This window comes from Pseudochrobactrum sp. Wa41.01b-1 (genome assembly GCF_019464455.1).
Taxonomy (GTDB): Bacteria; Pseudomonadota; Alphaproteobacteria; order Rhizobiales; family Rhizobiaceae; genus Pseudochrobactrum; species Pseudochrobactrum saccharolyticum.
Map to the genome: position 1 here is coordinate 608,574 of NZ_CP080493.1, position 14,122 is coordinate 622,695.

The window sequence follows — 14,122 nt, forward strand, 5'->3', positions numbered from 1 at the left end:
GCTGACAGGCCAGAATTCACCTGTTTGCCGGTCATTTTTTACGCTAGTTTCCGGCCGTGAACGCGCAATAAAAAAGCGGCCGGAGCCGCTTTTTCAGATTATCCGCGAGGACATTCCTGCCCTGCTCTATAAATCAGCCGTGAACTTTAGCGGCGATTTCAGCAACGCGCTTGCCCTGGAAACGTGCACCTTCGAGTTCCTGCTCGGAAGGCTGACGGGAACCGTCACCATCGGCAGTGGTTGTCATACCATAAGGTGCGCCACCGCGAACAACATCATTACCGAGCTGACCCTGATAGGCATAGGACAGCGGAACGATAATCATACCGTGATGCTGCAGCTGCCACTGGGTGGAGATCAGCGCCAGTTCCTGACCGCCATGCTGTGTTGCAGACGAAGCCATAACGGAACCGATTTTATTCACCAAAGCGCCTTTCGCCCACAGACCACCGGTCTGGTCAAAGAAGTTTTTCATCTGCGAGGACATGGTGCCGAAGCGCGAAGAAACGCCAACGATGATCGCATCGTAATTTTCGAGATCTGCAGGTGTTGCAACTTCTGCTTCCTGATCCAGCTTGAAGCCGGAAGCCTTGGCAACTTCAGCAGGCACCAGTTCTGCAACGCGTTTAATATCCACCTGAGCACCGGCTTCGCGCGCACCTTCTGCAGCGGCTTTCGCCATCTGTTCCATGTGACCATAAGCGGAATAATAAAGTACCAGAACCTTAGCCATATTCGAAAATTCTCCGTTTTAATCAGGTCTGCCGATGCTGTTCTGAGACAAAACCGACAACCACATTGATATCCATGCATCCTATTTAATACAGAAATTGAAATGCACCAGTCGCGACTTACAGGACGCACTGTTCAACATTCAGGACAATAACCGGCTGTTATCACAGCAATGCTTCCGCTTTATGAAACAATGCGGATCGCAAATCATCACATCAGGATCACTTGACGATCGGTGCCCTGTCCGGTCATGTTCTGGTTGTGAATGGAGTCTCCCATGACGAATAAACAACCCGTGATTATCCGTGCGGCAATGCTGGCAATCGGCGACGAACTGCTCTCCGGCCGCACCAAAGATAAAAATATCGGCTATATGGCCGACCGCCTTTATGATGCCGGTATCGACCTGACCGAAGTTCGTATTGTCGCCGACGATCAACCGGCCATTGTTAAGGCCGTGCTTGAGCTGAGCGAAGCATATGACTATCTGTTTACGTCCGGCGGTATCGGCCCGACCCATGACGATATCACTGCGGATGCCGTATCCGCCGCTTTCAGCCTGCCTTGTATTTATGATGAAAAAGCCATGGCCTTGCTGGCTGCTCATTATAAATCCAGAGACATGGAATTCACGCCGTCGCGCCAGCGCATGGCGCGTATGCCGCAAGGCGCACAGCATATTGACAATCCGGTCTCTGTTGCCCCCGGCTTCATTATTGCGAATGTCTATGTGATGGCCGGTGTGCCTTCCGTTTTTCAGGCAATGGTCGAGAATATTCTGCCCACTTTGCGTACCGGCAGCCGCTTTCATTCCCGCACAATTATCTGCCCGTTTGGTGAGGGCGTGATCGGCATTCCCCTGCGTGAAGTTCAGGAAACCCATCCTGAAACAATCATCGGCTCTTATCCGAAATTCGAGAACGGCAAGTTTTCGACAGAGCTGGTTGTGCGTGCACGCGATGAGGAAAAACTCGCCGCAGCAGCCGCAGCCGTTGAAAAAATGCTGGCAGATATTCAGCAATAATTGCAAGCATTTGCGTTTATCACCGCCATAAAATACGTTATAATACACGTCAGGCATTATTGAGGAAACGGACAGCAGATTATGACTGATCCCCCGCTATAAAAGGGGGATTGATGCTGAGAAATAAAATCATCTGAATTTGCGCAGCTTTCACGCGTAACGAATACGGAGTGTTATCCATGTCCTATCGTACCGTCATCGCCTATATCCGCAGCACACAGGAATTGCAGAGAATATACAGGGCTCTTGCGCTGCTCGCGCAAGACGGGGAGCCCATGCATGTAACCGGCCTCTATGTTATTCCGACACCGGTTATTTATTCTGATGCAAGCGGCTTTATAGATGCCAGTTTTTATGAAGGGCATCTTCGGCATCATCAGAAAAATGCCGAGGCTGTTGCCCACCTCTTTCAGGAACAGATTGCCCGCTATGCCACAACGTCTGAATTCCTGATCGTCCGCTCCGAAAGCGACAATGCGAGCCAGACCATCAATGAATTCGGCATGGCTGCAGATCTCATCCTTGCCGGACAGGCCGATCCGGATGATCCGGACACACAGATCACCCCTCTGGATCAGCTCGTATATAATACCAAAACCCCGACACTTATCGTGCCGTATAATTTCCATCCGCCCCGCAGCATCCGTCAGCTCGCCATTGCTTTTAACGGAAAATATGAAGCTTCCAGCGCTGCTTTCGATGCCTTGCCGCTGGCACGCCATTGCGCAACCGTGCGCATTGTCTGGGTCAATGCACCAAAACCCGAGAGTGAAGAAGCCGCAACAACGGTTATCCCTGCCCCGCACCGCGATCCTGACGCACCGCGCGAAGCACCGGAAATCGCCGTCAGATTGCAACAGGCCTATCAGCGCCACGATATCTCAGCCAGAATTGATCTGATCCCTTCCGAAGGGCAAACCGTTCAGGATCGTCTGCGCGCCTATGTCGAAGCCAATGAAATTGATGTGCTGATTATGGGGGCCTACAGCCAGTCGCGCCTGAAAGAGCTGATCTTTGGCGGTGTCACACGCTCATTTTTGGCGAATATGCCCTGTCTGACACTGTTTTCACGCTGATCCTTGTTTCCAGAGCATTTCCGGCAAAAGTCCGAAGCGGTTTTGCGTAGGATCATGCGACAAACTAAAGAATCTAGAGCGAGTATTGCGATCCAGCATGGACGTAACCCGCTCTAGAGCGTGTTGCGTTGAATTGCATTCACTGCGCTCGCTCTATCTCTTTGTTTTTACGCATGTCACTATCGGAAAACCGGCACCCACTTTTCCGCGCCATGCTCCAGCGCAGAAGTGCTCTATATCCGGCGCCAGAAACGAAAGAAAACGAAAACAAGTGAAAATAACACACAACTGCAGATTTATCTGCGGTTGTGGCAAAGTTAATATTGCCAGAAAAGTGCTTTTTCGTTTATCACGGTAAATCACCTGAAAACGGTAAATCAGCAATGATGTGCCGAATTTAGGGTCTTGTACTCTGCCGGAATACCGTCATTATTTCTGATCAGAAGCGGATGTAATGAATCCGGTTCCCGGCGGATATTTTACTGTTTTCAAACTCTCTGCCGGTTTGAATCATACTGAAACGAAACAACAGTACAGAGCCACCGCAACTTTCATCTGAGACAGCGGATCTGTCAGACTATTTTATAAACGGAGCATTTCGATGTCCTTGCCTGATAAAGCTTTCCCGGTTTCCTGGGACCAATTTCATCGCGATGCCCGCGCACTCGCATGGCGTATTTCCGGACAGGGTAAAGACTGGCACGCAATTGTCGCCATCACCCGTGGCGGTCTGGTACCGGCAGCCATTATCTGCCGTGAGCTTGGCATCCGCATGATCGAAACCGTCTGCATTGCCTCCTATCATGATTACAGTGAACAGGGTGAATTGCGCGTTATCAAATCCATCGGTGAAAAACTGCTGGAAAATGGCGGCGAAGGTGTTCTGGTCATTGATGACCTCACCGACACCGGCAAGACCGCAAAAATTGTACGCGATATGATGCCAAAAGCACATTTTGCGACTGTTTATGCCAAGCCGCAGGGACGCCCGCTGATTGATACATTCGTCACCGAAGTTTCGCAGGACACATGGATTTATTTCCCTTGGGATATGGGTTTCACCTATCAGGAACCGATTGCCAAAGGCCATCGTGGTTAAATGATTTGTGTCGCCGTCAGATTTTTCTGATGGCGACACTGCAATGCCGGCTCCGAGCAACTGATAAAACCGGCAGCTGTGTTAAATTTTTATCTGCGTAAACTACAAAAGAATAAGCGCTGCCAGATCATACTGACCGGAATGGGTGGTCAACATGATATCCTGACAGATAAAGCGCCGGAACTTAACAAATATAATTCGCCTTATTCTTAAGACGATCACACCTCAGACAATTTAAAACCATATTGATGAGGATAATGATTTGCATAAACAATATGCATCTCAGAATAAGCATATGAATAAATGCCATATATTCAAAATGGCCAACAAAATATATAAAAAGGTAAGTAAACTCAGTGAATATACAGGGAAGCGGAATTGTCGCGACAGATAAACGGATTTTAACAGCTGCAGGACGTCTTCTGCAGGTTGCGGCATTGGTCTATCGAAATCCCGGCCCCTCTCCTGAAATTTTGTTGATTACAAGTCGCGGCACCGGTCGCTGGATTACACCAAAAGGCTGGCCGAAAGCCGGCAAGACATTGCATGACATGGCACTGCGTGAGGCTTTTGAAGAAGCGGGCATTCGCGGCTCTGTTAATCCTGATCCTGTTGGTCAGTTTGATTATATGAAATATGATCTGCCTGCCGAAGCCATTCCAAGCTTTACCGTTAATGTCTATGCCGTTGAATTTGAACGCATGGCGAAGAACTGGCCGGAGCGCGGTCAGCGTATCAGTGAATGGGTCAGTCCTGAAGAAGCTGCAGCGCGCGTTGATGAACCGGAATTGAAAAAACTGCTGCTGAACCTGCCGGACTTCATCTACAGCAAATAAATTTCAGTAGAGCGCCGTGTCCAGACTTGGCACACAAAACTTGCTCTAATGTTTTTAAATCAGAGCATAATATTGCCTTGAACTGATCCAAGTTTAAAGAAATATACTCTAAAATTGTAAAGGCGCTGTGTATCAAACACAGCGCCTTTTATTTTGACTCAGATTTTCGCGCAATGCTGCGTACGCCTCACATTTTCACCTCTGCTTAAAACAGCGCGACTTGGGGCATTATGCTTCAGCGACCACCGGATACATCCAGCAGCGCACCGGATGTATAAGATGAAGCATCACTCAGCAGCCAGACAATTGCTTCGGCAATTTCAGCGGCTTCACCCGGCCGCCCCATTGGCGTATTCACACCCAGCCTGTGCGCTCTGTCCGGCTGCCCGCCACTGGCATGGATATCCGTATTCACCAAACCCGGCCGCACAGCATTGACGCGCACCTTTTGAGCGCCGAGTTCTTTCGACAGGCCGAGCGCCAATGTATCCACGGCAGCTTTTGAACCGGCATAGTCAATATATTCAAACGGCGAGCCAATCCGCGAAGCAACGGATGACACCAGAACAATCGAACCGCCCTTGCCGCTCCGTTCAACAGACAGGCGTCGTGCACTTTCACGCGCGCAGAGATAGGCACCCAGCACATTCACGTCGAACATGCGTTTCAGCCGTTCCGCACTCATATCAGCCAATTGCTGTGACGGCGCAACAATACCGGCATTGACCACAACGCCATCCAGCTGACCAAACTGCTTTTCAGTCTCGTCAAACATGGCGATAACATCGGCTTCAACAGCGACATCGCCCTGTAAGGTGATCGCTTGTCCGCCTGCTTTGCGCACATCCTCGGCAGTCAGCTCTGCAGCTTCGCGATTTCCGGCATAATTAATCCCGACCGACCAGCCTCTTTCACCGCACAAAATTGCTGCCGCCCGCCCGATACCACGGCTTGCACCTGTAATCAGAACAACTTTACTCATAGTTCTCCGCCCGTTTCCTCAATCTAAATCCGTGATGAAGATACCTCCTCCGGCATCTTGCATATCTTTTACAAACAAAAAGCCGCCGGAAAATTCCGGCGGCTTTCTTATCTCAGCATTTTATCAAAGTTCAGCCTTCAATGGCTTTAGCAAGCGCAGCCAGTGCTTCATCAGCCTTGCTGCCATCAGGACCACCAGCCTGCGCCATATCTGCACGGCCGCCGCCACCCTGACCGCCAAGCGCTGCCGACGCAACACGCACCAGATCAACGGCACTAAAGCGCGATGTCAGATCATCCGTCACAGCAACAACTGCACTGGCCTTACCGTCTTCGCTCACACCGATGAAAGCAACAATGCCGGAGCCGAGTGCTTTCTTACCTTCATCCGCCAATGGCTTCAGGTCTTTCGGTGCAACACCGGTCACACTGCGTCCCATGAACTGAACACCATTAATGGTCTTCGCTTCATTGTCCGATTTGGAAGAACCGCCACTGAGAGCCAGTTTCTTACGGGCTTCCGTCAGCTCTTTTTCCAGCTTACGGCGTTCATCAATCAGACTGTTCACGCGATCAAGCGCTTCAGACGGCGTGGTCTTCAGAGCAGATGCAATCGCTTTAACACGGTCATCCTGCTCTTCCAGATAAAGACGTGCGGCCTCACCGGTCAGCGCTTCCATACGGCGAACACCGGCTGCAACCGCGCCTTCCGATACGATGCGTACCAGACCAATATCACCGGTCTGACGGACATGCGTACCACCGCACAGTTCCAGAGAATAGGTTTTGCCAGCTTTTTCGCCCTGCGTCGCAGTCCCCATGGAAACCACACGCACTTCGTCACCGTATTTCTCACCGAACAGTGCCATCGCACCGGCTTCAATCGCATCATCCACGGCCATCAGGCGGGTGGTTACCGGCGAGTTCTGCAGAATGATTTCATTAGCAATGCTCTCAACCTTGCGCAGCTCTTCTTCGCTGATCGGCTTCGGGTGCGAGAAGTCAAAACGCAGACGTTCTGGTGCAACAAGAGAGCCCTTCTGCGCCACGTGATCGCCAAGCGTTACACGCAGAGCTTCGTGCAGCAGATGGGTTGCCGAGTGATTGGAGCGCATACGGCTGCGGCGGTCATGTTCAACCACCAGCTCAACGGCATCACCGGTTGCGAGCTTACCCTCACGGATTGTTGACTGATGGACAAAAACGCCGTCAGCTTTTTTCACCGTATCAGTCACTTCAATGACAAAACCATCACCATAGATGAAACCGGCATCGCCCTGCTGACCGCCGGATTCCGCATAGAATGGTGTCTGGTTGACGATAATGCTGACAGTTTCACCCGATGCAGCTTTATCGATGATCTGACCATCACGAACCAGAGCGGTTACAACGCCCTCAGCCTTTTCGGTATCGTAACCGAGGAACTCTGTTGCGCCGACTTTATCGCGTACAGAGTACCAGACTTTTTCCGTTGCCGCATCACCGGAGCCTGACCAATTGGCACGAGCTTCAGCCTTCTGGCGTTCCATAGCCGCGCTGAAACCATCGGTATCAACAGTAATGCCGCGCTGGCGCAGTGCATCCTGCGTCAGGTCAAGCGGGAAACCATAGGTGTCATAGAGTTTGAACGCAGTCTCACCATCAAGGCTCTGACCTTCACTCATATTCTCTGTTGCATCGCTTAGGAGACCAAGACCGCGTTCCAGTGTTTTACGGAAACGGGTTTCTTCAAGCTTCAGCGTTTCAGAAATCAGAGATTCTGCACGCACCAGCTCCGGATAAGCCTGTCCCATTTCACGAACCAGTGTCGGCAGCAAACGGTACATCAGCGGATCGCGTGAACCAAGCAGCTGTGCATGACGCATCGCGCGACGCATGATACGACGCAGCACATAACCACGACCTTCATTGGACGGCAAAACACCATCGGCAATCAGGAAGCTGGCAGAACGCAGATGATCGGCGATCACGCGATGGCTGGCGCGCTGTCCGCCTTCAGCCTTAACACCCGTTGCTTCTTCCGAAGCACGGATCAGCGCTTTGAATAGGTCAATATCATAATTGTCGTGCACACCCTGCAAGACGGCAGCAACACGCTCCAGCCCCATACCCGTATCAATCGACGGGCGTGGCAGGTCAATGCGCTCTTCCTTGCTGATCTGTTCGAACTGCATGAAAACGAGATTCCAGATCTCGATGAAACGGTCACCGTCTTCATCAGCCGATCCCGGAGGGCCACCCCAGATATGGTCGCCGTGATCGAAGAAGATTTCCGAGCAAGGGCCGCAAGGGCCGGTATCACCCATCGACCAGAAATTGTCATTGGTTGCGATACGAATGATACGGTCATCGGAAAGACCAGCGATCTTCTTCCAGTAATTCGCAGCATCGTCATCCGTATGATAAACGGTAACAAGCAGCTTATCTTTGTTCAGACCAAATTCTTTGGTGAGCAAATTCCATGCAAAGGTAATTGCCTCTTCTTTGAAATAATCGCCGAAGGAGAAGTTCCCCAGCATTTCAAAGAAAGTATGGTGACGTGCAGTGTAGCCGACATTATCCAGATCATTATGTTTACCACCGGCGCGCACGCATTTCTGCGCAGTTGCAGCACGGCTGTAAGGGCGTGTTTCAAGACCGGTAAAGACGTTCTTGAACTGAACCATACCGGCATTGGTGAACATCAAAGTCGGGTCATTGCGTGGCACAAGCGGGCTCGACGCCACCGCTTCATGGCCATTCTTACGAAAATAATCGAGGAATGTTGACCTGATCTCGTTAACGCCGCTCATTATTCACCTTTGGGTTCTGCCCGATTTAAACCGTAGTAACACGGCCTGTCATATCTCAAATAAGTATGGGATCCGGTCTGTGCAACAGCTTGATCCGGCCAGATAATTACCCGATCGCCTTCAGCATGTAACCATATCCGTTATTGTTACTGCCTGCTTTTAAACAGATGATCATGCAGTGTCCAGATATCCGCCCATATATCTGCATGCATAGAAGTGCCGCAGCAACAAAATACCCCGCATCACGGCATGTAATGCGGGGTATTGCGATCTTATCAATGATCTGAGCGCAATAAATTACGCTTCAGCGGCATCCGGCGCATCATCTTCACCACCGCCATTGTCGAGCATCTGCTCGGCAATCAGACCGGCATTCTGGCGCAAAGTCAGCTCGATCTCATTAGCCACTTCCGGATTTTCCTTCAGGAAGTTTTTCGCATTATCGCGCCCCTGACCAAGGCGCTGCGAATTATAGGAGAACCATGAACCGGATTTCTCAACAATACCGGCCTTTACACCAAGATCGATCAGCTCACCGGTCTTGGAAACACCGGCACCATACATGATGTCGAACTCAACCTGCTTGAACGGAGGAGCCAGCTTGTTCTTAACAACCTTAACGCGGGTCTGATTACCTACGATTTCATCGCGCTCTTTGATCGAACCGATGCGGCGGATATCCAGACGAACCGAAGCATAGAACTTCAGCGCATTACCACCGGTGGTAGTTTCAGGTGAACCGAACATCACACCGATCTTCATACGGATCTGGTTGATGAAGATAACCATCGTATTGGACTTGGAAATCGAAGCGGTCAGCTTACGCAGAGCCTGACTCATCAGACGTGCCTGAAGACCCGGCAGGGAATCGCCCATCTCACCTTCAATTTCCGCACGCGGTGTCAGAGCCGCAACGGAGTCGACAACCAGCACGTCAATCGCACCGGAACGCACCAGCGTATCGGTAATTTCCAGCGCCTGTTCACCGGTATCCGGCTGCGAGATCAGCAGGTTTTCAAGATCCACGCCGAGCTTGCGGGCATAGACCGGATCAAGCGCATGCTCCGCATCCACGAACGCACAGATGCCACCTTTTTTCTGCGCCTCAGCAATTGTATGCAGCGCCATTGTTGTTTTACCCGAGCTTTCAGGCCCGTAAATTTCAACAATACGCCCTTTAGGCAAACCACCAACGCCCAGCGCAATATCTAAAGACAGCGAACCGGTCGGGACAGTTTCAATTTCCACTACCTTGTCATTCTGGCCAAGGCGCATGATCGAGCCCTTACCGAATGAGCGCTCAATCTGTGACAGTGCCGCGTCCAGAGCCTTTGATTTGTCCACTGATTTATCCTCAACAAGTCGTAATGAATTCTGAGACATTTTACACTATCCCTTTGCGTCACTTGAAGTCCGCAGAATGAAACTTTATGGATAATATGTATCCTATTTGTTCTCAATCTGCAATAGAATTAAGCCATTGATTTTAAATCAATATAACATTTTGTTCTTCTGATGTTCTAATTTATAAATAATGCAACGCTAAAAAAGATTTCGAAAATTAAAACAAGACGGGAACGGATTTAGCCAAACGTCGATTCGATCATATTGTCGTAGCGGCACAGACTTAGCCCCCTTCCGGCAGGCAATAAAAAACCGCCCCGGCATGACCGGAGCGGCTCTTTGAAACAGCTTTAAAAGCCTTACACGCCTTTGAGCGGAGAAATCTCGATTTCCACGCGACGGTTCTGCGCACGACCATCCGGTGTTGCATTGGAAGCAACCGGCTGGGTTGAGCCGAAGCCCATAATCGCAAAACGACGGCCATCGATGCCCTGACCGCTCAGATAATTACCAACGGACATAGCGCGGCGCTGCGACAGATTCTGGTTATGTGAAGCAGAACCGGTTGAATCCGTATGGCCTTTAATATCAACCAATGTCTTGTCAAATTTGCGCAGAACAATCGCCACTGAAGACAGTGTCGAATAGAATTGCGGCATTACAACATCCTGATCGGTGTTAAAGGTAATGCTGGAAGGCATGTTCAGAATGATGCGATCACCGTTACGGGTAACCGATACGCCAGTACCCTGCAACTGTGCGCGCAGTTCATTTTCCTGACGATCCATATAGTTACCGATTGCACCGCCACCCAGCGCGCCAAGACCGGCACCGATCAGCACAGCATTACGCTGCGCAGTGCTCGAACCGCCGACCATCAGACCGCCCAATGCGCCGACAGCAGCACCGATACCTGCGCCGCCGGCAGTATTGGAGATCTTCTGTTCGCCCGTATACGGATCGGTTGTGGTACAACCGGCCAGAAAGGTCGCTGCAGTTGCGGCAATAGCAATCTTTTTCAACATGGTTCAATTTTCCTGATTCAAGATATGCCGCAGGATAACGGCAAATACGGCAGCATGTTGGTTAATTTTGGACGTAAGGTCAAATTCATATCGCGAAAAGCGTGTTTTAAAGTTTCACACTTCAATAAACACGCTTTAAAGCTGATAATTACATCCATAATTGCCCGTAATATTGGGCAATACAGAAGTGCAACCGGAAAATCCGCAAGGATTTTGCTCTTATTTCAAGAATCGCAGCGCTTAGCGGATCGCACGCCCCTCACCATCAAAACGGTGAATTTTATCGCTCTCCGGCGTCGCATAAATCACAGTTCCCGGTTCCACGCGATACTGGCCAAAGATACGCACTGTCAGCAGCCCAGCTGTCTCCGTATCCAGATAGACATTGGTATCAGCACCGAGTTGTTCAACGTGAACGACAGAGCCTTTCCACTGACCTGAATTGCTGTCCAGCGTAATATGCTCCGGCCGGATACCGATGCGCTTTGCCTGATCGTCATTCAGCGCAACAGCATCGACAAAATTCATTTTCGGAGAACCGATAAATCCGGCGACAAACTCATTGTCCGGTGCATTATAGAGATCCATCGGTGCACCGACCTGCTCAATCCGCCCTGCATTCAGCACAACAATCCGGTCTGCCAGCGTCATAGCTTCCACCTGATCATGGGTCACATAGATCATCGTGGCAGACAGCTGGCGATGCAGCTTGGCGATTTCCAGACGCGTATTCACACGCAATGCTGCATCAAGATTGGAAAGCGGCTCATCGAACAGAAACAGTTTCGGCTCGCGTACCAGCGCACGGCCAATCGCCACACGCTGTCGCTGACCACCGGAAAGCTCAGCCGGACGGCGCTGCAAATAGCTCTCAAGCGACAACATGCCGGAAGCCTGCGTAACCCGTTCACTGATTTCAGCTGCCGGTTTGCCAGCCTGTTTAAGACCAAGCCCCATATTGGCTTCAACCGTCAAATGCGGATAGAGCGCATAGCTCTGAAACACCATGGCAATACCGCGCTTGGCAGGCGGTGTCTGATTGACCACCTGGTCGTCAATACGCACTTCACCGGAATTGGCATCCTCCAGCCCCGCAATAATACGCAGCAGTGTGGATTTTCCGCAGCCGGACGGCCCGACGAAAACGACCAGTTCCCCGTCCCGCACATCCAGATCGATACCTTTGATAATATCGACCTGACCATATGATTTACGGATATTATTGAGTTTCAGAGTTCCCAAAGTCGTTTTCCTGTCAGAATGTTTTCAAGGCCAAAGCTACGCAATGCAAATCGCAGGCTGTTTTATAATTTCACAGCCAGACCGCTGCGCACGCTTTCATCCGCGGCAAGACAAATACGCAAAGACTGTACCGCATCGTCCATATGACGGATCAGGTCAATATTCCCGGTGATCGCCTTCAGCATGAATGCCTGTTCGCGGTCACACAAGTCCTGATGATCAGGCTCACCCTGCATGGACAAAAGTTCGTCCTGCTTTTTGAACTTGCCCTCTGCATCGGTTTCAGCCTGATGCACGCGGATCACAGATGTTTTGGTGTGAGTATTGATATCGGCAGAGCTTGCGCCCTCTTCCATCACAATCGAAACACAGCCCTTTGGCGAGATCACATCTTTCACGAAGAAGGCAGTTTCCGACATCATCGGCCCCCAGCCCGCTTCATACCAGCCCACAGAACCATCGGCGAACAGCACCTGCAAATGGCCGTAATTATACATGCCTTCCGCAACTTCATCGCTCAGGCGCACGCCCATGCCGCGCACTTCTACGGCCTTGGCATCGGTGATCTGGCACATCACATCCAGATAATGCACGCCGCAATCGACAATCGGCGATGTGGTTTTCATCAGCTGTTTATGCGTCTGCCAATGGGCACCGCTGGACTGCTGGTTCAAATTCATACGGAAGACATAAGGTCCGCCGAGATTGCGCGCCTCTTCAATCAGGCGTACCCATGACGGATGATGGCGCAGAATATAGCCGATCACCAGCTGACGGCCTGTTTCCTTGGCTTTTGCCACCACACGCTCAGCATCAGCCACAGTTGTCGCCAATGGCTTCTCAACGAAAACGTCGCTGCCTGCTTCCATTGCCATAATCGCATAGTCCGCATGGCTGTCCGAATAAGTCGCCACGCAAACCAGATCAGGCTTCAGCTGCTGCAATGCCTCTTCATAGGAGGTCAGCAGCGGATAGGAGCGCAGTTCCTCTGGCAGATTAACACTTGAACGATTGACCAGACCGACAATCTCGAAGCCCGGATTTTTATGATAGGCCAGCGCATGGCTTAAGCCCATATTCCCCAGACCGGCGACCATTACGCGCAGTTTTTTTGCCCCGACTTCACTCATTTGACTGCTCCTGCGGTAATGCCGCGAATTAACTGACGGGAGAATATGAAATACAGGATCAGTACCGGCAGGATTGCCAGCGACAGCGCGGCCAGAACCGCATTCCAGTTGGTTACATATTGCCCGATAAACATCTGTGCGCCCAGCGTAACGGTTTTGGTTTCCTCAGACGGCGCAAGGATCAGCGGGAACCAGAGATCATTCCAGATCGGGATCATCGTAAACACCGCAACTGTTGCCATAGCCGGACGTACCAGCGGCAGCACGAGGCGGAAGAAAATACGATATTCACTCAGACCATCCATACGGCCGGCATCTTTGAGGTCTTTCGACACCTGCCCCATAAATTCAGACAGGATGAAAATCGCCAGCGGCAGTCCCTGCGCCGTATAAACAAGGATCAGCGATGTCAGCGTATTCACCAGACCACTGGCCACCATCAGCTCCAGAATGGAAACTGTGCCAAGGCGGATCGGGATCATGATGCCCAGCGCCAGATATAGCCCCATCAGCGTATTGCCGCGAAAGCGATATTCCGACAGCGCAAAAGCGGCCATTGCCCCGAAAATCAGCACCAGCGCAATCGCCACCACGGTGACAATCATACTGTTCTGGAAATAGAGGAAGAAATTCCCCTGCGATGTGACTGTCTGATAGCCGATCAGACTGAATGTTTCCGAATTCGGCAGCGACAAAGGCGAACGGAAGATTGCCGCCTTGGTCTTGAAGGAGTTGATGATGATAATCACCACCGGAAACAGGGCGATCAGCGTATAGAGGATAAGGATCGCATGGGCGGCGATACTGCGTACCGGAGACTGTGTTGCGCGGCTCATATTAA

General features: G+C 51.0%; 12 protein-coding genes. 4 read left to right on the plus strand and 8 right to left on the minus strand.

What is annotated here, in order from left to right:
* Nucleotides 1-133: 133 nt before the first annotated feature.
* The gene (wrbA, locus tag K1X45_RS02965) at nucleotides 134-733 is read right to left on the minus strand and encodes an NAD(P)H:quinone oxidoreductase type IV (protein WP_022711910.1); all 600 of its coding nucleotides are present in this window, start codon (nucleotides 731-733) and stop codon (nucleotides 134-136) included.
* A gap of 276 nt (nucleotides 734-1,009) precedes the next feature.
* Between wrbA and K1X45_RS02970 the strand changes: the two genes are divergently transcribed.
* The 4 genes from K1X45_RS02970 (at nucleotide 1,010) to K1X45_RS02985 (ending at nucleotide 4,767) form a co-directional block, all read left to right on the plus strand.
* Nucleotides 1,010-1,756, plus strand: a complete 747-nt coding sequence (locus K1X45_RS02970) for a competence/damage-inducible protein A (protein WP_022711911.1) — start codon at nucleotides 1,010-1,012, stop codon at nucleotides 1,754-1,756.
* A gap of 179 nt (nucleotides 1,757-1,935) precedes the next feature.
* Nucleotides 1,936-2,832, plus strand: a complete 897-nt coding sequence (locus K1X45_RS02975; protein ID WP_151159107.1) for a universal stress protein — start codon at nucleotides 1,936-1,938, stop codon at nucleotides 2,830-2,832.
* Nucleotides 2,833-3,433: 601 nt separating this feature from the next.
* The gene (gene gpt, locus K1X45_RS02980) at nucleotides 3,434-3,931 is read left to right on the plus strand and encodes a xanthine phosphoribosyltransferase (RefSeq protein WP_022711913.1); all 498 of its coding nucleotides are present in this window, start codon (nucleotides 3,434-3,436) and stop codon (nucleotides 3,929-3,931) included.
* Between the two features lie 356 nt (nucleotides 3,932-4,287).
* The gene (locus tag K1X45_RS02985; protein WP_022711914.1) at nucleotides 4,288-4,767 is read left to right on the plus strand and encodes an NUDIX hydrolase; all 480 of its coding nucleotides are present in this window, start codon (nucleotides 4,288-4,290) and stop codon (nucleotides 4,765-4,767) included.
* A gap of 235 nt (nucleotides 4,768-5,002) precedes the next feature.
* Here K1X45_RS02985 and K1X45_RS02990 read toward each other — a convergent pair whose 3' ends face one another.
* The 7 genes from K1X45_RS02990 to K1X45_RS03020 form a co-directional block, all read right to left on the minus strand.
* Nucleotides 5,003-5,749, minus strand: coding sequence for an SDR family oxidoreductase (locus tag K1X45_RS02990; RefSeq protein ID WP_220159803.1), 747 nt, complete (start codon nucleotides 5,747-5,749; stop codon nucleotides 5,003-5,005).
* Between the two features lie 130 nt (nucleotides 5,750-5,879).
* Complete coding sequence (gene alaS / locus K1X45_RS02995) at nucleotides 5,880-8,540, minus strand: alanine--tRNA ligase (RefSeq protein WP_220159804.1); 2,661 nt, start codon at nucleotides 8,538-8,540, stop codon at nucleotides 5,880-5,882.
* 297 nt (nucleotides 8,541-8,837) lie between these two features.
* Nucleotides 8,838-9,923 (minus strand): recombinase RecA, encoded by a 1,086-nt coding sequence (gene recA / locus K1X45_RS03000; RefSeq protein ID WP_028233868.1) that lies wholly within the window; start codon nucleotides 9,921-9,923, stop codon nucleotides 8,838-8,840.
* A gap of 320 nt (nucleotides 9,924-10,243) precedes the next feature.
* A complete protein-coding gene (locus K1X45_RS03005; protein ID WP_220159805.1) occupies nucleotides 10,244-10,909 on the minus strand; it encodes an OmpA family protein in 666 nt (221 codons plus the stop codon).
* A gap of 240 nt (nucleotides 10,910-11,149) precedes the next feature.
* Nucleotides 11,150-12,151, minus strand: a complete 1,002-nt coding sequence (locus tag K1X45_RS03010) for an ABC transporter ATP-binding protein (RefSeq protein ID WP_220159806.1) — start codon at nucleotides 12,149-12,151, stop codon at nucleotides 11,150-11,152.
* Between the two features lie 62 nt (nucleotides 12,152-12,213).
* The gene (locus K1X45_RS03015) at nucleotides 12,214-13,281 is read right to left on the minus strand and encodes a Gfo/Idh/MocA family protein (RefSeq protein WP_220159807.1); all 1,068 of its coding nucleotides are present in this window, start codon (nucleotides 13,279-13,281) and stop codon (nucleotides 12,214-12,216) included.
* Entirely contained in the window at nucleotides 13,278-14,117 is an 840-nt protein-coding gene (locus K1X45_RS03020) for a carbohydrate ABC transporter permease (RefSeq protein WP_022711921.1), read from the minus strand. The genes K1X45_RS03015 and K1X45_RS03020 overlap by 4 nt, the downstream gene beginning before the upstream one ends.
* Nucleotides 14,118-14,122 lie beyond the last annotated feature (5 nt).

What these genes read in the sequence shown, in the direction of transcription:
- alaS (WP_220159804.1), bottom strand. Translation starts at nt 8,540, where the DNA reads ATGAGCGGCGTTAACGAGATCAGGTCAACATTCCTCGATTATTTTCGT.
- K1X45_RS02990 (WP_220159803.1), bottom strand. Translation starts at nt 5,749, where the DNA reads ATGAGTAAAGTTGTTCTGATTACAGGTGCAAGCCGTGGTATCGGGCGG.
- gpt (WP_022711913.1), top strand. Translation starts at nt 3,434, where the DNA reads ATGTCCTTGCCTGATAAAGCTTTCCCGGTTTCCTGGGACCAATTTCAT.
- K1X45_RS03005 (WP_220159805.1), bottom strand. Translation starts at nt 10,909, where the DNA reads ATGTTGAAAAAGATTGCTATTGCCGCAACTGCAGCGACCTTTCTGGCC.
- K1X45_RS02975 (WP_151159107.1), top strand. Translation starts at nt 1,936, where the DNA reads ATGTCCTATCGTACCGTCATCGCCTATATCCGCAGCACACAGGAATTG.
- K1X45_RS03015 (WP_220159807.1), bottom strand. Translation starts at nt 13,281, where the DNA reads ATGAGTGAAGTCGGGGCAAAAAAACTGCGCGTAATGGTCGCCGGTCTG.
- wrbA (WP_022711910.1), bottom strand. Translation starts at nt 733, where the DNA reads ATGGCTAAGGTTCTGGTACTTTATTATTCCGCTTATGGTCACATGGAA.
- K1X45_RS02970 (WP_022711911.1), top strand. Translation starts at nt 1,010, where the DNA reads ATGACGAATAAACAACCCGTGATTATCCGTGCGGCAATGCTGGCAATC.
- recA (WP_028233868.1), bottom strand. Translation starts at nt 9,923, where the DNA reads ATGTCTCAGAATTCATTACGACTTGTTGAGGATAAATCAGTGGACAAA.
- K1X45_RS03020 (WP_022711921.1), bottom strand. Translation starts at nt 14,117, where the DNA reads ATGAGCCGCGCAACACAGTCTCCGGTACGCAGTATCGCCGCCCATGCG.